Below are 17,989 nucleotides of genomic sequence, written 5' to 3' on the forward strand. Positions count from 1 at the left end.
CCAGATCAGTTGTTCTTGCCCCAGACGTACACGGCCAGGCTCATGGCGAGGAGGCTCGCCCAGCTGAACACGGCGCGGACGGTGTTCCACGCCGTCCAGCGGCCGGAGTAGTCCGACCAGATCTTCGCCGCCTCGGCCGCGTCCTTCGGGATCGCGACACCGTCCAGGACGTTGTTCATCGGGATGTTGACCGCGAAGCTCGGGAGGAGCGCGCCCGCGAAGTACAGGCCCGCCGCGGCGAAGAAGAGCAGGGCCGCCGACTTCTGGTCCAGGGTGAGCAGCAGCACCCCCGCCGCCGCCGCCAGCACCGGGACCAGGAGGAACATCGCCACGAAGATCGGGTTCTGGATCCTCTGGTTGATGCCCTGCATCGCGTCGATCGCCGACGCGGGCCGCGCCGCGTTCAGTCCGGGCATGACGCCGGTGGAGAAGCCGAAGAAGGTTCCGGCCATCCCGGCCGCCATGATGATGGAGAGGGTCGCCGAGACGCCCGCGAGAGAGAATTTCATGTCGTCCGGTCCTCGGGTCAGTGGTTCCAGATGCCGCTGGCGGCGGCTTCGCGCGCGTACTCGGAGAAGTCGCGCGGCGGGCGGCCGAGGGCCCGCTCGACGCCGTCGGCGGGCCGGGCGTTGCGCCCGTCCAGCACGGTCGTGAACAGGTAGGTCAGCAGGGCGACGACCTCCTCGGGCACGCCGTGCTCCCGGAGGGCCGCCGCGTTGTCCTCCGCGCCGACGGGAACGAAGGCGATCTCGCGTCCGGCGGCGCGGCCGATCTCGGCGACCGCCTCGGCGAACGTGAGCGCCCGGGGCCCGGTGACCTCGTACACCTCCCCGGCGTGGCCGTCCCGGGTGAGCGCCTCGACCGCGACGTCCGCGATGTCGTCGGCGTCCACGAACGGCTCCGGGACCTCGCCCGCCGGGAGGACGACCTCGCCGGCCCGCACGGGGTCGAGCAGGTAGTCCTCGCTGAAGTTCTGCGCGAACCAGCTCGACCGCACGACCGTCCAGGCCAGGCCCGACGCCTGGACGATCCGCTCGCAGTCCCGCGCCTCGGGCTCGCCCCGCCCCGACAGCAGGACCACGCGCCGCACGCCCGCGTCCACCGCCGCGCCCGTGAACGCGCGGATGGCGTCGGGGGCGCCCGGAACGGCCAGGTCGGGGTAGTAGGAGAGGTAGACGTTCTCGACGTTCCGCAGGACGGGCGCCCAGGTGGACTCGTCCTCCCAGTCGAAGGGCGGGGAGGCCGACCGCGAGCCCATCCGGACCGGGAGGTCCAAGGCCTCCAGCCGCTCGACGACGCGGCGGCCGGTCTTGCCGGTCCCGCCGAGGACGAGGGTGAGGCCGCTTTCGATGATGCCGGATTCGGTGTTCGTCATACCCTTGAGTCAACAGCCGTTCGGTTCCGGCCACCATCGTTGAGACGCTCGCCCGCATACGCCAGCGTCTACGCTGGCCTCCATGGACGCCCTGGCCGAACTCCTCGACGGTCCGCGCGCGCGGGGAGCGTTCATGCTGCGCTCGACCCTCGCGCCGCCCTGGTCGCTCCGGATCCAGGACGAGGCGCCGCTGACCCTGCTGTCCATGGTCCGGGACGAGGCCTGGCTGGTCCCCGACAACGGCGACCCCCAGCGCGTCGGCCCCGGCGACATGGTCATCTTCCGGGGGCCGGACGCCTACACCGTCAGCGACGACCCGGCGACCGCGCCGCAGATCGTCATCCATCCCGGACAGCGCTGCACCACCCCGGACGGCACCAGCCTGTCGGAGGCCATGGACCTCGGCGTCCGCGCCTGGGGCAACGACCCGGACGGGCCGGCGGTCATGCTGGTCGGCACCTACCAGATGCGCGGGGCCGTCACGCAGCGGCTGCTGGCCGCGCTGCCCGCGATGGCGGTCGTCCGCGGCGACACGTGGAGGTCGCCGCTCGTCGCCGTGCTCCAGGAGGAGATCGGCAAGGACGAGCCCGGCCAGGACGTCTTCCTCGACCGGCTCCTCGACCTGCTGCTCATCGCGACGCTGCGCGCCTGGTTCTCCCGCCCGGACGCCGCCGCCCCCGGCTGGTACCGCGCCCACGGCGACCCGGTCGTCGGTCCCGCACTCCGGCTCCTGCACGACGACCTGGCGCACCCCTGGACGGTCGCGGACCTCGCGGCCGGGGTCGGGGTCTCGCGCGCGGCGCTGGCCCAGAGGTTCGCGAAGCTGATCGGCGAGCCGCCCATGGCCTACCTCACCGGCGTCCGCCTCGCGCAGGCCGCCGACCTGCTGCGCGAGACGGACGCGACGCTGGAGGCCGTGGCCCGCAAGGTCGGCTACGGCAACGCCTTCGCGCTCAGCACGGCCTTCAAGCGCGAGCACGGCGTCAGCCCGCAGGAGTACCGCGCCGGGGCGGCGACCGCCTGACCGGCGCCGCCCGCCGTCGCGGGGCGGGCGGCCGCCGGTCCGCTAGCGCGGGACGTACAGGCGGATGTCGTCCACCTGCGCCGACCCCTCGTAGAAGTTCATGTGCGGGTCACCGATCATGAACCGGTCGGGGTAGGCGGACCCCGCCGGCCAGGTGTCGCGGTCGACGAGGGTGCCGCCCGGCCCCGTCCACGTCCAGTCGGCGTTGAACCGGCCGTCGTACTCGCCGGGCTTCTGGTTGTAGTGCCAGATCGGCTCGCCGTCCTGGACGAACGCGCGCGTGTAGCGGAGGGTCGCCCTGCCCACGTGCGCGAAGACCCCGGACATCTCCATCGTGTAGGCGCCGCCGCGCCGCTCCACGGCGAACGTGTACGGCTCGGCCGGCAGCAGCTCGGGCTTCAGGTCGACGGTCGAGACGATGGCGCCGCCCTTGCGCAGCCCGCACTCACTCTCCATCAGGTACTCGGTGCCCGGCATGGTCGGGTAGCGGCGGTCGTCGGTCATGAAGATCGCGTTGACGCCGTTGCCCGTCCCGGCGGAGTACGGCTCGTACTGCCCGGTGGCCGGGTTGCAGTACAGCAGGCCCTTGCCGGTGTACTTGTAGCGGTTGTAGCCGTCCATGGCGACCTTCCGATGGCCGTGGACGAACACGTTGTTGTGCGGCGCCACCTGCCGGTAGTCCATGATCGACATGTAGTAGAAGCCGTTGGAGTCGGTCCGGACGTCGGCCCACTCGCACTCGGGCCGCGCGTAGTCGCCGCCGGACGCCCAGGGGAAGTTGGTCTTGCAGCCCTCCGGCGAGTAGCCGTTGACCCGGCCGTCCGGATAGTCCCAGGCCCCGTTCCGCTGGCCGCCGAAGTCCAGTCCCCGCAGCGTCATCTCCACCCGGTACTCGGCAGGCAGGTCGCGGGTCGAGCGGATGACGACGCCCGCCTGGTGGGCGGGCTCGTCCAGCCGGGCCACGCCCTTGCCGGAGGTGAGCGTGGGCGGCGAGTCCGGGCGGCCGTCCCCGTCGGCGTCGCGGGCGGCCAGCTCGGCGGTGAGCCAGCCGCGCTTCCCGAACGTGAACGACTTGCGGTAGGTCTTCATCTTGGCGAGCTGCGTCCGGAACGCCGGGCCGCCCATCGTGTCGAAGTAGGCGCCGTCGTTGTCGTAGATGTCGACGTTGTACGGACTGGACGGGCCGTCGCCGTCCGGCCTCCAGGGAGCCTTCGCGTCGTCGATGCGCCGGTCGAACGGCTCGGAGGCCACCAGCCTCCAGCCGTCCCTCGCCCCCGGCCGGCCCGCCTCCGCCTGGGCCGGCGCCGCGCTGAGCGCCGCCGGCATGAGCATCGGCAGGGCCAGCGCCACTGCGCCGCGCACGAGCTTCCTCATCTGGCCGCCTTCCTCGCCGCGGCGAGCGCGGCGTTGACACGGTCGGAATCGGCACCGTCTGCCGACCTGCCGAGACGGTAGGTCGGGCCCTCCGGCCATGACCACGGCAAACATCGCCAAAAGTGGTATTGACCAGTCGCCATAATGGGACATACCGTGTGCGACGACAGGAACCGCATCAAAGGAGGTGACAGGCGTGCCATCCGCCGGTGAGGCCCGGGCCGCGAGCACGAAACGGCAGGCGGTGCGCCGCGAGCTGCTCGCGATGCTGGACGACCTGGACGTCGGGGACGCGCTGCCGTCCGAGCGCCGGCTGGCCGAGGAGCTCGGCGTCTCGCGGCCGACGCTGCGCCAGGCCATCGACGGGCTCGTGGCCGAGGGCCTGCTCGACCGGCGGCACGGCAGCGGGACCTACGTGGCCGAACCCCGGATCGCCGTGTCCCTGACCATGACCTCGTTCACCGAGGACATGATCAGGCGCGGGATGAAGCCGGGCGGCAGGGTGCTGTCGTTCCGCACCGAGACCGCGGGGGCGCGGATCGGCCGCCGGCTGGCCCTGTCGCCCGTCGAAGAGGTATTTACCATTCGGCGGCTCCGGCTGGCCGACGAGGCCCCCATGGCCATCGAGACCCTCTACCTGCCGCGGGCGCTGATGCCGAACCTGCGGCGGAGCGACCTGGAAGGGCGCTCGTTCTACGACCTGCTCCGGGGCAACGGCGTCGTCATCGCCTCGGGCACCGAGACCATCGAGCCGACCGTCACCACCGCCGAGGAGGCCGCCGAGCTCGGCGTCCCGGTGCACATGCCGGCGTTCCTGTTCGAGCGGATCACCAGGGACGCGGGCGGCCGGCCGCTGGAGTACGTCCGGTCCCTCTACCGCGGCGACCGGTACCGGCTGGAACTGGACCTGCGACCACCGAACCACTGACCGCACGCCCGGGCGCCGCGTCCCGGGCGCACGATCGTCCGTCCGCGCTGACGGGGGCGACAGCGCACCACCCATCCCCCGAGATGTGAGGCGAGTTCACCATGGACGTCATCAAGGACATCCTCACCTTCCTGGCCGACAACGTGTTCGGCCAGGTGCCCATCCTCATCGGGCTCATCACGCTGGCGGGCCTGCTCCTGCAGCGCAAGCGGTTCGAGGACGTCTTCGCCGGGGCGCTGCGCGCCACGATCGGCGTGGTCATCCTGTTCATCGGCATCGAGGTCTTCACCGGCGGGCTGACGAGCTTCCAGACCGTGCTCGCCAGCGCGATGGGGACCACGCCGCCGAAGGCCGACAACACCCTCGCCGACTTCCTCGCCGACCAGGGCGGGACGATCGCGCTGGTGATCACGGTCGCGTTCCTGGCGCACGTGCTGGTCGTGCGGCTCTTCCCCGCGGCCCGCTACCTTTACCTGACCGGCCACCTGATGTTCTGGATCAGCACGGTCACCGTCGCCTCCCTGGTGACGATCGCGCCCGGCGCCGACCAGCTCACGCTCGTGCTCTGCGGGGCCGGGTTCGTCGCCGCGTACTGGACGCTCCAGCCGCTGTGGATGCGCCCGCTGATGCGCCGCGTCATGCCGGACGACCGGTTCGGGTTCGCGCACACCAGCTCGCTCGCCTGCCTGATCACCGGCTACGCGGCCCGCCCGCTCGGCAGCCGCGACAGGCACGACACCGAGAAGCTGAAGCTGCCGCGGCAGCTGTCGTTCTTCAAGGACGTCAACGTCAGCACCGCGCTGATCATCACCGTGATCATGCTGGTCGGGGTCGCGTTCGCCGACCACGGCGTGGTGGCCAAGGCCGCGGCCGAGATGGACGACAAGCTGTCGCCGTGGGTGTGGGCGATCCTGGTGGGCCTGCGCTTCGCGGGCGGCATCGCGATCCTGCTGTTCGGCGTGCGGATGTTCCTCGGTGAGATCGTCCCGGCGTTCAAGGGGTTCAGCGACCGCGTCATCCCGGGCACCCGCCCCGCGCTCGACGCCCCCACCGTCTTCCCCGTCGCGCCGACCGCCGTCATGGTCGGGTTCGTCTCGTCGACCGTGGTGTTCCTGGTCTGCCTCGGCGTGTTCGCCGGCGCCGGCTGGTTCACCCTCGCCCCGCCCATGATCATGCTGTTCTTCGTGGGCGGCGCGGCGGCGCTGTTCGGCAACGTGGTGGCGGGCTGGCGCGGCGCCGTCCTCGGCGGCGTCGTCACCGGGCTGATCCTGGCCGTCGGGCAGGCCGTCACCTGGGGCCTGTACGAGCGGACCGCGCCCGAACTGGCGACGCTCGCCGACCCCGACTGGTACGCGATCGGCTGGCTGCTGAAGGCCGCGGACCCGGTCGTCGGCGGCAACTCGATCTGGCTCGTCCCCGCGGTCGCGGTCGGCGCGATGATCGCTACCCTGCTGCTCCTCGGCCGGGCCGAGAAGCGCCGGGCGGCGGACGAGGAGGCGGCGGCGCCCGAGAGCGCGGCCCCCGCGGAGGCCTGACGGACAACGCAGGGCCCGGCGGACGTCCGCGCGGGCCCGACCGTCCCTACGAGGAGAGAAGGACGACATGGCACTGGACCGGCAACTGGAGATCCTCGCGGTCTGCGGCGTCGGCATGGGCTCCAGCCTGATGCTCAAGATGACCGCCGAGGACGCGCTGCGCTCGCTCGGCGTGGACGCCCGGGTGGAGAACACCGACGTGTCCACGGCGCGCGGGATGTCGCCCGACGTGGTGATCGGCCAGGGCATGCACACCGACGAGATCGCCGATCTGGCGCCCGTGGTGATCACCATCAGCGACTTCCTGGACAAGGAGGGCCTGGAGGCCCGGCTCAGGGAGCGCCTCACCGAGCAGGGCTGGCTCTCGTGACGGCCCGCTCCGAGGGGGCGGCCGCCGGGGCCGCCGCGCCGGGCACGATCGTGGCCGCGGCGGACGGGGCGACCGCGGGCGACTGGCGGGAGGCCGTCCGCACGGCGGCCTCCGTGCTGGTCGCCGCGGGCGCCGCGGGCGCGGGCTACCCGGAGGCGTGCGTCCGGGTGGTGGAGGAGAACGGCCCGTACATCGTGCTGACCAAGGGACTCGCGCTCGTCCACGCCCGCCCCGAGGAGGGCGGCCTGGCCGTCGGCGTCGGCGTGACCCGGCTGGCCGCGCCGGTCGGTTTCGGCCATCCCGACAACGACCCGGTCGACCTGCTGCTGGCGTTCTGCACGCCCGACCCCGACGCGCACGTCGGCACCCTGTCCGGGCTGGCGCGCGCGCTGTCGGGCGGACTCGCCGACCGCCTGCGCGCCGCGTCCGGCGAGGACGACCTCGCCCGCATCCTGAAGGAGGCTCTGCCGAATGCCTGACGCGGCGTCCTCGGGGTTCCCCGCCAGGGTGCGCGCCCTGCTCGACGACCTCGACTCGGCCTCGGGCGGGGCGGCCGGCGACGCGGCCGCCCTGCTCCTCGACGCGATCGAGGCCGGCGGGATCGTGCACGTCGCCGGCGCCGGGCACTCCCTGGCGATGGTGTTCGAGACGTTCTACCGGGCCGGGGGCCTCGCCGCCGTCCGCCCGATCTGGGACCCCGCCGTCTTCCCGCTCGACCACGCGCTGCGCAGCACCCGCGCCGAGCGGCGGGACGGGGTGGGGCGCGCCGTGGTCGAGAAGGCCGCGCCCGCCCCGCCCGACGTGGCGGTGGTGTTCTCCACCAGCGGCCGCAACCCCTACCCGGTGGAGGTCGCGCAGGAGTGCGAGGCGCGGGGCGTGCCGGTCGTCGCGGTGACGTCGGCGCGGGCGTCGCGGGGCGCGGCGGCGCGGGCCGACACGACCCTCGCCGACCACGCGGCCATCGTGCTCGACACCTGCGTCCCGCCCGGGGACGTGCTGCATCCGGCGGGCGCGCCGCGCACCGCGGCGGTCTCCACCGTCCTCGCCGCGTACGCGTGGGCGCGGGTGCTCGCCGACCTCGACGACCTGGCGGCGGCGCGCGGCGTGGAGCCGCCGCGCTGGACGAGCGCGAACGTCCCCGGCGGCGACGAGGTGAACGCCGCGCTGCTGGAGCGCTACCGCCACCGCGTCCCCGAGCTGACGGGCGAGGGCTGACCGGGGAACGGAGCATCTTCCTGCGGCGTTTCTCCTAGGGCCGGCCCACACCTGTTTGACATGATGCGGGGTCAACTTCGGACCTGAACGAGGAGCGAGATGACGACGAGACCGACCGGGGACGACCTGCTTGCCGTGTTCACGCGCGCGGACCTCGGCGGCGACGAGAAGCTCGACCTGATGGAGTTCACGCTCGTGCTGGAGGAGCTCGGACTGTCCTGGACGCGGGCCGAGACGCAGGACAGGTTCGAGAGGGCGGACAGCAACCTCGACGGCTTCATCTCCTACGGCGAGTTCCGCGCCATCCTGGAGTCCCAGGGCTGGGTCGAGGGGCCCGTGCCCGGCGCGCGCGCCTGACGGCGAAGGGAAGGGCCCGCCGGACGACCGGCGGGCCCTTCCGCGCGTCTCGGACCCGCCGGGGTCGGACGCTCGGGATCAGACGCTGCGGCCGCGCAGCTCGCGGTACCTGCGCACGAGCGCGCCGGTGGACGGGTCGGGCGCCTCGGACGGCGGCTCCTGCGAGGTGAGCGCCGGGGCGAGGTCCATGGCCATGACCTTGCCGAGCTCGACGCCCCACTGGTCGAAGGAGTCGATGCCCCAGATCGTCCCCTCGACGAAGACGATGTGCTCGTAGAGCGCGACGAGGGAGCCGAGGGTCTTCGGGGTGAGCTTCGGGGCGAGGATCGTGCTGCTCGGCCGGTTGCCCGGCATGACCTTGTGCGGGACGACCGCCGCGGGCGTGCCGTCGGCGGCGATCTCCTCGGCGGTCTTGCCGAACGCGAGCGCCGAGGTCTGCGCGAGCATGTTCGCGGTGAGCAGGTCGTGCATCCCCTCGCGGTCCTCGAACGGCTCGGCGAAGCCGATGAAGTCCGCGGGCACGAGCCGGGTGCCCTGGTGCAGCAGCTGGTAGAAGGCGTGCTGGCCGTTGGTGCCGGGCTCGCCCCAGAAGATCGCGCCGGTCTGCGCGATGACCGGCGCGCCGTCGGCCCGCACCGATTTGCCGTTGGACTCCATCGTGAGCTGCTGGAGGTAGGCGGGGAACCGCGACAGCCGCTGGCTGTAGGGCAGGACGGCCCGGGTCTGCGCGCCGAAGAAGTCGGTGTACCAGACGCCGAGCAGGCCCATCAGCACCGGCATGTTCGCCTCGAACGGAGCGCTCCGGAAGTGCTCGTCGACCTCCCGGAACCCGGCGAGCATCTCGCGGAACGCCTCGCCGCCGATCGCGATCATCAGCGACAGGCCGATGGCGCCGTCGAAGGAGTAGCGCCCGCCCACCCAGTCCCAGAACCCGAACATGTTGGCGGTGTCGATGCCGAACTCGGCGACCCGCTCGGCGTTGGTCGACACGGCGACGAAGTGGCGGGAGACGGCGTCGTCGCCGAGCCGCTCGGTGAGCCACCGCCGCGCGACCTTGGCGTTGGTGAGGGTCTCCAGCGTCCCGAACGTCTTGGAGCTGACGACGAACAGCGTCTGCTCGGGGTCGAGCCCGGCGAGCTTGCCGAGGATGTCGGCCGGGTCGATGTTGGAGACGAACCGGCAGGAGACGCCCGCGTCGGCGAAGTCGTGCAGCGCCTCGTAGGCCATGGCGGGGCCGAGGTCGGAGCCGCCGATGCCGATGTTGACGACGGTCGTGATGCGCTTGCCGGTGGAGCCCGTCCACTCCCCCGACCGGACGCGGCCGGCGAAGTCGGCCATCCTGTCCAGGACGGCGTGCACGTCGGCGGCGACGTCCTGCCCGTCCACCGTCAGGGCCTCGCCGGGAGGCAGCCGCAGCGCGGTGTGCAGGACGGCGCGGTCCTCGCTGACGTTGATGTGCTCCCCGCCGAACATCGCCTCGATCCTGGCCCGCAGGCCCGCCCGCTCGGCGAGCGCCGTGAGCAGCGTCAGGGTCTCGCCGGTGACGCGGTGCTTGGAGTAGTCCAGGTACAGGTCCCCCGCGGTCACGGTCATCCGGTCGGCGCGCCCCGGGTCCTCCGCGAAGAGCTCGCGCAGGTGCCGCCCGGCGATCGCCGCCTGGTGCTCGGCCAGCGCGGTCCATTCGGGCGACTCGGTGATATCTGCCATTGCCTCTCTCATCTCCTCGTGGGGGCGGGGGCGTACCCCCGCGGGCGGGCGCCGAACGTCCCCCGGGCACCGCGCCGCTCCCACGGCGATCATAGATTCGACCGCGCGTGACCGTATCAGGGCCGTCCCCGCGCGCGCAGCGATCCGCGGGCGGCGGGGCCGCGCCGCCCGCCCGGGGCGCCGGCGGCGATCATGATCGGGACTAGGCTCGCCCTCGGCCGCCGCGAACGGGCGGATCGCGTTTCGAGGGGAGTGCCGTGGGCGAGCGGGCGTTCTGGGTGGGCACGTACACCGGCGCGGCCGGCGGCGGCGCCGGAATCTACCGGGTCGTGCGGGAGGCCGGCGGGACGCTGCGGGAGGCCGGGCTCGCGGTGGAGGCGGTGTGCCCCTCCTATCTGGCCGTCCACCCCGTCAAGAACGTCCTGTACGCGGTCCGGGAGGAGGACCGCGGCGGGGTCGCGGCCTATGACGCGGCCGGCCCGCGGCTGAGGGAGATCGGGGCACGGGAGGCGGGGGCGCTGCCCTGCCACCTGTCCGTGTCGCCGGACGGCGGGCGCCTCCTCGTCGCCGACTACGGGTCCGGGACGGTCCGGGCCTACCCGCTGGGTCCCGACGGCGGTCTCGCCGGGGATCCGGACGTGGTGGAGGGGCACGGCGGCGGGCCGAGGGCCGACCGCCAGGAGGGCCCGCACGCCCACATGACCGTCCACGCCCCCGACGGGACGATCCTGACGACCGACCTGGGCGCGGACCTCGTGCGGTCCTTCCGCGTCGAGGGCGGCGCCCTGCGGCTCGTCGGGGAGACGGCCCTCCCGGCCGGGTGCGGGCCGCGGCACCTGGCCGTCCACCCGAGCGGGCACGTGCACGTCCTGGCGGAGCTCGCCGCGTCCGTCCTCGTCCTGAGCCCCGCCGGCGGGTACGCGGGCCTGGAGGTCGTGGCGGAGTCGCCCGCGACGGCCGGGCCGGCGGGCGGCGCCGCCCAGGGCGCGGCGATCAAGCTCGGCGACGGCGGCCGGTACGTCTACACCTCCATGCGCGGCACGGACGTGGTGACGGCCCACCGGGTGCTGGACGGCGGCGCGGCGCTGGCGCCGGTCGCGGACGTCCCCTCCGGCGGGCACTGGCCGCGCGACCTGCACGTGGACGGCGAGTGGATGCACGTGGCGAACGAGCGCAGCGACGCGGTCGCGACCTTCCGGATCGGGCCGGACGGCGTCCCGGCGCCGGTGGGGCCGCCCCTGCGCGTCCCCTCGCCGGTGTGCGTGATCCCCGGCTGAGCACCGGTCCGCGCGGGCGTTTCCTGCGGGCCGCCCCGGGCACGTCCCGGGTAACGAGCCGGACACCCAGGGAGCATCCCGACATGACGACGATCGCCACGACCAATCCCGCGACGGGCGAGGTCGAGAAGACCTTCGACGCGCTGACCGACGAGGAGGTCGACCGGCGCGTCGCACGGGCGGCGGACACGTTCGCCTCCTACCGCACGGTCCCCGTGGAGCGGCGGGCGGAGTGGATGAACGCCGCGGCGGACGTCCTCGACCGGGAGGCCGACCAGATCGGCGCCATGCTGACCACCGAGATGGGCAAGACGCACAAGGCGGCGGTGGCGGAGGCGCACAAGTGCGCGAAGGCGTGCCGCTACTACGCCGAGCACGCGGCGGAGTTCCTGGCCGACCGGCGCCCCGCCGACCCGGCGGACGTGAACGCCCGGGACGCCTACGTCCGCTACCAGCCCCTCGGGCCCGTGCTGGCGGTCATGCCGTGGAACTTCCCGCTCTGGCAGGTGATCCGCTTCGCGGCGCCCGGGCTGATGGCGGGCAACGTCGGGCTGCTGAAGCACTCCTCGAACGTCCCGCAGACGGCGCTGTTCCTGGAGGACCTGTTCCGCCGCGCCGGGTTCCCCGAAGGCGCGTTCCAGACGCTGCTGATCGGCTCGGCGAAGGTCGAGCGGGTGCTGCGCGACCCGCGGGTGAAGGCCGCGACGCTCACCGGCAGCGAGCCCGCGGGGCGGTCGGTCGCCGCCATCGCCGGGGACGAGATCAAGCCGACCGTGCTGGAGCTCGGCGGCAGCGACCCGTTCGTGGTGATGCCCTCCGCCGACCTGGAGGCCGCGGCGCGCACGGCGGCGGAGTCCCGCTGCCTCAACAACGGGCAGAGCTGCATCTCGGCGAAGCGGTTCATCGTCGACACCGGCTGCGCCGACGAGTTCGAGCGGCTGTTCGTCGAGCGGATGCGCGCGAAGAGGGTGGGCGACCCGATGGACGAGGCGACCGACGTCGGCCCCCTCGTCAGCGAGGAGGGCCGCGCCGAGGTCGAGGAGCTCGTCGCCGACGCGGTCGGCAAGGGCGCGAGCGTGCTGTGCGGCGGCGAGCGCCCGGACGGGCCCGGCTGGTACTACCCGCCGACGGTGGTCTCCGGGGTGACGCCCGAGATGCGGATGTACCACGAGGAGGTCTTCGCGCCGGTCGCGTCGCTGCTGCGCGTGAGCGGGGTGTCGGAGGCCGTCGAGGTCGCGAACGCGACGGGCTTCGGGCTCGGCTCGAACGCCTGGACGCGCGACGACGGCGAGCGGGAGCGGTTCGTGAACGAGCTGGACGCCGGGCAGGTCTTCGTCAACGGGATGACGACGTCCTACCCCGAGCTGCCGTTCGGCGGCGTGAAGCGCTCCGGGTACGGGCGCGAGCTGTCGGCCGACGGCATGCGCGCGTTCTGCAACGCCAAGAGCGTCTGGGTGGGCTGACCGCCCGCGCGTCCTCGGTCCGCCGCGCGCGGCGGACCGAGGACGGTCTCACCGGACGGCCTGCGGGACCTTCCACGGGTTGTCGTCGCGCAGCGGCGGCGGGAGCAGGTCCTGCGGCCAGTTCTGGTACGCGACGGGCCGCAGGAACCGCTCGGTCGCGGCCGTGCCGACCGAGGTGGTGGAGGGCGCCGTCGTGGCCGGGTACGGCCCGCCGTGCTGCATCGCATGCGTGACGGACACGCCGGTGGGCCACTGGTTCCACAGGACGCGGCCGCTCCGGCCCGCGAGCACGGCGGCGAGCGTCTCCAGCTCGCCGGCCTCCTCCGGCTCGGCGTGCAGCGAGGAGGTGAGCTGGCCGGGCAGCGCCGCCACGACGCCCGCGAGGTCGGCGAGGCGCTCGTAGGTGACGACGAGGCCGAGAGGCCCGAAGCACTCCTCCGCCGCGGCGTCGATGTCGGCCTGGAACGCCGCCAGGTCCATGGTGAGCAGGCGCGGGGTCAGCGCGTCCTCCTCCTGCGGCCAGACCAGGCGCCGCACGCCCGGCCGGGCGCCCAGGCTGCCCGCCGCGGCCAGGTATCCGGAGCTGATCCGCTCGTTGAGCATCGGCGCGCCGGCGGCCTCGCGCAGGCGCGCCGCGATGCCCTCCGCCAGCCCGGGGGGCGCGAACAGCAGGCCCGGGTTCGTGCAGAACTGGCCGGCCCCCAGCGTCAGGGACGCCGCGTACCCCCTGGTGATCTCCTCGGCCCGGGCCTCGGCGGCGCGGGGCGTCACCACGGACGGGTTCACGCTGCCCATCTCGCCGTAGAACGGGATCGGGACCGGCCGCTCCGCCGCGATCCTCGCGAGGGCGAGGCCGCCCCGCTGGGAGCCGGTGAACGCGGCGGCGGCGACGCCGGGGTGCCGCAGGGCCTCGACTCCGGCGTCCTCGCCCTCGATGAGGGCGAACACGCCGTCCGGGAGCCCCGCGCCGGCGACCGCCTCGGCCGTCCGGCGCGACAGCCGGGGGTGGCCGGGGTGCGCCTTGACCACGACGGGGCAGCCCGCCGCCCACGCCGACGCGGTGTCGCCGCCGGCGACGCTGAAGGCGAACGGGAAGTTGCTCGCCGCGAACACCAGCACCGGGCCGACGGCCGTCCGGCAGCGGCGCAGGTCCGGGCGCGGCCCGGTGGGCCAGTCCGGGTCGGGCCGGTCGATGCGGGCGTCGTGGGGGGCGCCCTCCAGGACCTGCTCGGCGAACAGCTTCAGCTGGAACGTGGTGCGGGTCAGCTCGCCGTTCAGGCGCACCTCGCCGAGGCGGCTCTCCTCGTCGGCGAGGGCGACCAGCTCGCCGCGGGCGGCCTCCAGCGCGTCCGCGACCGCCGCCAGGTGGGCGGCGCGTTCGGCCGGCGGCGACGCGGCCCAGCCCGGTGCGGCGGCGACCGCCGCGGAGACGGCCTGGTCGGGTGTCATGAGGTGCTCCCCTCGTCCTCGGTGTTCGGGGCCGTGCGGGCGGACCGCGGCGCCCGGTTCTCCACCGAGTTGCGGTACCCGTACAGCGCGTAGACGACCAGGCCGAGCACCATCCACACCGCGAACCGGACCCAGGTGATCCAGTCGAGGTTGGCGATCAGCCAGATCGAGAAGGCGATCCCGACGAGCGGCACCACCGGCACCCAGGGGGTGCGGAACGAGCGCGGCAGGTCGGGGCGGGTGCGGCGCATCACCATGACGGCGATCGCGACGACGATGAACGCCATCAGGATGCCGATGTTGGTGAGGTCGGCCGCCTCCTTGATGGGCAGCAGGCCCGCGATGACCGCCGAGCCGATCCCGACGAGCCAGATGACGCGGGTCGGGACCTGCCGCCGCGGATGGTTGCGGGCGAAGTAGGCGGGCAGCAGGCCGTCGCGGCTCATCGAGAACCAGACGCGGGTGACCGCCAGCATGTTCGCGAGCGCGGAGGTGGTGATGCCGACGACGGCGCCGACCGCGACGATCGTGCCGAGGCCGGTCAGGCCGACCGAGGCGAGCGCGCTGGAGAACGGGCTCTTCACGTCGATCTGCCGGTAGTCCTGCATGCCCAGCAGGACGATGCAGACCAGGAGGTAGATGACCGCGGCGATGGCCAGCGAGATGACGATCGCCTTGGGGAGCACCTTCTTGGCCTCGGCGCTCTCCTCCGCCGCCGCGCTCATGGCGTCGTAGCCGTAGACGGCGAAGAAGGTGGTGGCGGCCCCGGCGACGGCGCCGCCGATGCCGAACGGGAGGAACGGGCTGAAGTTGCCGGCCGAGACGTGGAACGCTCCCGCGACGATGACCAGCGCGACGATCGCGAGCTTGACCACGACGAGGATCGTCTCGAACCGCGCGGACTCCTTCGTCCCGCGCGACAGCACGAACGCCAGCAGCAGGCACAGCAGCGCCGCGAACAGGTCGACCTTGTGGCCGGCGCCGGTGCCGGGCGCGCCGAGCGCCCAGTCCGGGATGTCGAGGCCGATCTGGTCGAGGATGTAGGACAGGTAGCCGGAGATGGCGATCGCGACGACGGCGACGATCGCGGTGTACTCCAGCAGCAGGTCCCAGCCGATCGCCCAGCCGATCGCCTCGCCGAGCGCGGCGTAGGAGTAGGTGTAGGCGGAGCCGGCCTTCGGGATGGTGCCGGCGAACTCGGCGTAGCAGAGCGCGGCGGCGGCGCTGGCGATGATGGCGATCAGGAAGGAGATCATCACGCCGGGCCCGGCGTCGTCGTGGGCGACGACGCCGGCGAGCGAGAACACGCCCGCGCCGACGAGCCCGCCGAGGCTGAGCGCGACGAGCTGCCACAGCCCCATGGTGCGGCGCAGGCCGCCCGGGGTCTCCTCCTCCGAGGAGTCGACGGGTTTCAGGCGGAAGACCCCGGCCCGGGTGAACAGCGCGGACCGGGCCGGGCCCCGCGGTGGTCGTGTTTTGGGCATGGCTTGGGACATGGAGGTCCCTCCCGACTGGTGCAGGGGAATACCGAGGTGGGTGTGGTGCGGCGGTCAGGACCGCCGTGAAGGGCTCGGGAAGAGCCGGCCGGCCCCTCTCAGAGGACGAAGCCCTCGGGGAAGGGGTCGGCGGGGTCGAGCAGGTAGGTGGCGGTGCCGGTGATCCAGGCCCGCCCGGTGAACTCGGGGATCACCGCGGGCAGGCCGCCGGCGTCGGCGGTGCCGACCAGGCGCCCGGTGAACCGGGTGCCGATGAACGACTCGTTGACGAACTCGGTGTGCAGCGGCAGCTCGCCCCGGGCGTGCAGCTGCGCCATGCGGGCGGAGGTGCCGGTGCCGCACGGCGACCGGTCGAACCAGCCCGGGTGGATGGCCATCGCGTTGCGCGAGCGCCTGGCGTCCGACCCGGGCGCGAGGAACTGGACGTGCTTGCAGCCTCCGATCAGCGGGTCGGCCGGATGGACGGGGCGGTCGTTCTCGTTGATCGCCTCCATGATCGCCAGCCCGGCCGCCAGGATGTCCTCCTTGCGGGCCCGGTCGAACGGCAGCCCGAGCGGCTCGAGGTCGGTGATGGCGTAGAAGTTGCCGCCGTAGGCCATGTCGTAGCGGACGTCCCCGAACCCGGGCACCGCCACCACCGCGTCCTGCCGGAGCGCGAACGAGGCGACGTTGCGGAGCGTGACGTGCTCGGCGACGCCGTCGCGGACCGCGACGCGGGCCTCGACGAGGCCGGCCGGGGTGTCCAGCCGCACCATCGTCTCCGGCTCGGTCACCTCCACCATCCCGGTCTCGACCAGGACGGTCGCGACGCCGATGGTGCCGTGCCCGCACATCGGCAGGAACCCGCTGACCTCGACGTAGACGACGCCCCAGTCGGCGTCCGGGCGGGTCGGCGGCTGGAGCAGGGCCCCGCTCATCGCGGGGTGACCGCGCGGCTCGTCCACCAGGAAGCGGCGCAGCCCGTCCAGGTGCTCCACGGCGTGGCGGCGCCGCTCGGCCATCGTGGCGCCCGGGATGGGCGCCACGCCGCCGGTGACGACGCGCGTCGGCATCCCCTCGGTGTGGGAGTCGACCGCGCTGATCGACCGGGCCGAGCGCATCAGGCGGCCCGCCGCCGCGCGAGGGCCTCGATCGCGCGGTCCATGTCGGCGGTGACCGCGGCGCGGTGCTCGGGGACGAGCGGGCCGCGCGGCGGGCGGCAGGGGCCGCCGTACCGGCCGACCTGCTCCATGCCGAGCTTGATCGCCTGGACGAACTCGGTGCGCGAGTCCCAGCGGAACGCGGCGACGAGCGGCTCGTACAGGGCGCGGGCCTCCTCCAGCTTCCCGGCGGTGGCCAGCTCGTACAGCAGCGCCGACTCGGCCGGGAAGACGTTGGGGAAGCCGGCGAACCAGCCCGTCGCGCCCATCAGCAGCGCTTCGAGGGTGACGTCGTCGGCGCCGGCGACGACCTCCAGGCCGGGGGCCCTCTCCCGGATCTCCAGGACGCGGCGGACGTCGCCGGAGAACTCCTTGACCGCCACGACGCCGTCGATCTGGGCGATCTCGGCGAGCAGGTCCGGGGTGAGGTCGACCTTGGTGTCGATGGGGTTGTTGTAGACCATGACCGGCAGGCCGACGGACGCCACGGCCTCGAAGTGCGCGATGATCTCGCCGCGGTTGGCCCGGTACATGGTGGGCGGCAGGCACAGCACGCCGTCGGCGCCGTCCTCGGCCGCGATCTGCGCCCAGTGCCGGGCCTGGTGGGAACCGGGGCCGTGCACGCCGACCACGACGACGCCGTCCCGGCCGACCGCCTCGACGGCGGTGCGGGCGACGCGGCGGCGCTCGTCGTCGGTCAGCGAGGAGTACTCGCCGAGGGACCCGTTCGGGCCGACGCCGCGGCAGCCGTTGTCGACGAGCCAGCGGCAGTGCTCGGCGTAGCGGTCGTGGTCGACGGCGAGCCCGGCGGGGGCGGCGGCGTCCTCGCGGTAGGGCAGGGCCGTCGCCACGATGACGCCGCCGAGGCTCTGGAGCTTGCTGTCGCTCATCGGGCGCTCTCTTTCTTGTCGGGTGTGTCAACTGGAGGGTTCGCGAGCTCGCCGAGCCGGATGGGCTGGGCGACGGGCCGGCGGTGCGGGTCGCCCCCGCCCGCCCGGTCGCGGAGCAGTTCGGCGACCGCGGGGCCGCAGACGCGGGCCTGGCAGGGGCCGAGACCGGCGCGGGTGCCGAGCCTGACGGCGCGGGGCGAACCGGCGGCCTCGCCGTCCGCGGCGCGCAGGAGGGTCCCGTAGGCGGTCTCCTCGCAGCGGCAGACGATCGTGTCGGGGCGCAGCCAGCCGGGCCACGCCGCTCCGACGGGGTGCGCGGCGGCGAGCCGGCCGGCGAACGCGCGCCCCCGGTCGCGGCGCCGGCGCAGGGCGGCGGCCGCGCGGTCGCCG

At 73.7% G+C, this 17,989-nt stretch carries 18 protein-coding genes; 9 read left to right on the forward strand and 9 right to left on the reverse strand.

Annotation, left to right across the window (positions count from 1 at the left end; translation table 11 throughout):
• Nucleotides 1-5: 5 nt before the first annotated feature.
• Both AB0K37_RS23850 and AB0K37_RS23855 read right to left on the reverse strand, forming a co-directional pair.
• Nucleotides 6-509 (reverse strand): anthrone oxygenase family protein, encoded by a 504-nt coding sequence (locus AB0K37_RS23850; protein WP_363984589.1) that lies wholly within the window; start codon nt 507-509, stop codon nt 6-8.
• Between the two features lie 17 nt (nt 510-526).
• Nucleotides 527-1,375 (reverse strand): NAD(P)H-binding protein, encoded by an 849-nt coding sequence (locus tag AB0K37_RS23855; RefSeq protein WP_363984591.1) that lies wholly within the window; start codon nt 1,373-1,375, stop codon nt 527-529.
• An 82-nt stretch (nt 1,376-1,457) separates the two neighbouring features.
• Between AB0K37_RS23855 and AB0K37_RS23860 the strand changes: the two genes are divergently transcribed.
• Entirely contained in the window at nt 1,458-2,399 is a 942-nt protein-coding gene (locus tag AB0K37_RS23860; protein WP_363984593.1) for an AraC family transcriptional regulator, read from the forward strand.
• 42 nt (nt 2,400-2,441) lie between these two features.
• On the opposite strand, the gene AB0K37_RS23865 is transcribed toward AB0K37_RS23860, so the two are convergent.
• Nucleotides 2,442-3,773, reverse strand: coding sequence for a hypothetical protein (locus AB0K37_RS23865; protein ID WP_363984595.1), 1,332 nt, complete (start codon nt 3,771-3,773; stop codon nt 2,442-2,444).
• 196 nt (nt 3,774-3,969) lie between these two features.
• Between AB0K37_RS23865 and AB0K37_RS23870 the strand changes: the two genes are divergently transcribed.
• The 6 genes from AB0K37_RS23870 (at nt 3,970) to AB0K37_RS23895 (ending at nt 8,178) form a co-directional block, all read left to right on the forward strand.
• On the forward strand, nt 3,970-4,701 hold the full coding sequence (locus tag AB0K37_RS23870) for a GntR family transcriptional regulator (RefSeq protein ID WP_363984597.1): 732 nt from the start codon (nt 3,970-3,972) through the stop codon (nt 4,699-4,701).
• Between the two features lie 101 nt (nt 4,702-4,802).
• Nucleotides 4,803-6,236, forward strand: a complete 1,434-nt coding sequence (locus tag AB0K37_RS23875) for a PTS ascorbate transporter subunit IIC (RefSeq protein ID WP_363984599.1) — start codon at nt 4,803-4,805, stop codon at nt 6,234-6,236.
• 67 nt (nt 6,237-6,303) lie between these two features.
• Nucleotides 6,304-6,606 carry a PTS sugar transporter subunit IIB gene (locus tag AB0K37_RS23880; RefSeq protein ID WP_363984601.1) on the forward strand — a complete coding sequence of 101 codons (303 nt, stop codon included), beginning with the start codon at nt 6,304-6,306 and terminating at the stop codon, nt 6,604-6,606.
• Nucleotides 6,603-7,085, forward strand: a complete 483-nt coding sequence (locus AB0K37_RS23885) for a PTS sugar transporter subunit IIA (protein ID WP_363984604.1) — start codon at nt 6,603-6,605, stop codon at nt 7,083-7,085. Before AB0K37_RS23880 ends, AB0K37_RS23885 begins: the two co-directional genes overlap by 4 nt.
• Nucleotides 7,078-7,821 carry a sugar isomerase domain-containing protein gene (locus AB0K37_RS23890; RefSeq protein ID WP_363984606.1) on the forward strand — a complete coding sequence of 248 codons (744 nt, stop codon included), beginning with the start codon at nt 7,078-7,080 and terminating at the stop codon, nt 7,819-7,821. The genes AB0K37_RS23885 and AB0K37_RS23890 overlap by 8 nt, the downstream gene beginning before the upstream one ends.
• Nucleotides 7,822-7,920: 99 nt before the next feature.
• Nucleotides 7,921-8,178: an EF-hand domain-containing protein gene (locus AB0K37_RS23895; RefSeq protein ID WP_363984608.1), complete on the forward strand. Its 258-nt coding sequence runs from the start codon at nt 7,921-7,923 to the stop codon at nt 8,176-8,178.
• 78 nt (nt 8,179-8,256) lie between these two features.
• On the opposite strand, the gene pgi is transcribed toward AB0K37_RS23895, so the two are convergent.
• Nucleotides 8,257-9,885 (reverse strand): glucose-6-phosphate isomerase, encoded by a 1,629-nt coding sequence (gene pgi / locus AB0K37_RS23900; RefSeq protein ID WP_363984610.1) that lies wholly within the window; start codon nt 9,883-9,885, stop codon nt 8,257-8,259.
• Nucleotides 9,886-10,142: 257 nt separating this feature from the next.
• Between pgi and AB0K37_RS23905 the strand changes: the two genes are divergently transcribed.
• The gene (locus AB0K37_RS23905; protein ID WP_363984612.1) at nt 10,143-11,162 is read left to right on the forward strand and encodes a lactonase family protein; all 1,020 of its coding nucleotides are present in this window, start codon (nt 10,143-10,145) and stop codon (nt 11,160-11,162) included.
• Nucleotides 11,163-11,245: 83 nt separating this feature from the next.
• Nucleotides 11,246-12,625: an NADP-dependent succinic semialdehyde dehydrogenase gene (locus tag AB0K37_RS23910; protein WP_363984614.1), complete on the forward strand. Its 1,380-nt coding sequence runs from the start codon at nt 11,246-11,248 to the stop codon at nt 12,623-12,625.
• Nucleotides 12,626-12,673: 48 nt separating this feature from the next.
• Here AB0K37_RS23910 and AB0K37_RS23915 read toward each other — a convergent pair whose 3' ends face one another.
• The 5 genes from AB0K37_RS23915 to AB0K37_RS23935 all read right to left on the reverse strand — a co-directional run.
• Nucleotides 12,674-14,074, reverse strand: coding sequence for an aldehyde dehydrogenase (NADP(+)) (locus AB0K37_RS23915; RefSeq protein WP_363984616.1), 1,401 nt, complete (start codon nt 14,072-14,074; stop codon nt 12,674-12,676).
• Nucleotides 14,071-15,570: an amino acid permease gene (locus AB0K37_RS23920; RefSeq protein WP_363984618.1), complete on the reverse strand. Its 1,500-nt coding sequence runs from the start codon at nt 15,568-15,570 to the stop codon at nt 14,071-14,073. The genes AB0K37_RS23915 and AB0K37_RS23920 overlap by 4 nt, the downstream gene beginning before the upstream one ends.
• 98 nt (nt 15,571-15,668) lie before the next feature.
• Nucleotides 15,669-16,670: a proline racemase family protein gene (locus AB0K37_RS23925; RefSeq protein WP_363984620.1), complete on the reverse strand. Its 1,002-nt coding sequence runs from the start codon at nt 16,668-16,670 to the stop codon at nt 15,669-15,671.
• On the reverse strand, nt 16,670-17,599 hold the full coding sequence (locus AB0K37_RS23930) for a dihydrodipicolinate synthase family protein (protein WP_363984622.1): 930 nt from the start codon (nt 17,597-17,599) through the stop codon (nt 16,670-16,672). Before AB0K37_RS23930 ends, AB0K37_RS23925 begins: the two co-directional genes overlap by 1 nt.
• Nucleotides 17,596-17,989: (2Fe-2S)-binding protein (locus AB0K37_RS23935; protein ID WP_363984624.1), on the reverse strand; the 394-nt coding region annotated here is incomplete at its 5' end. The genes AB0K37_RS23935 and AB0K37_RS23930, both read right to left, overlap by 4 nt.

It is taken from the genome of Actinomadura sp. NPDC049753, assembly GCF_040674655.1.
Classification (GTDB): Bacteria; Actinomycetota; Actinomycetes; order Streptosporangiales; family Streptosporangiaceae; genus Spirillospora; species Spirillospora verrucosospora.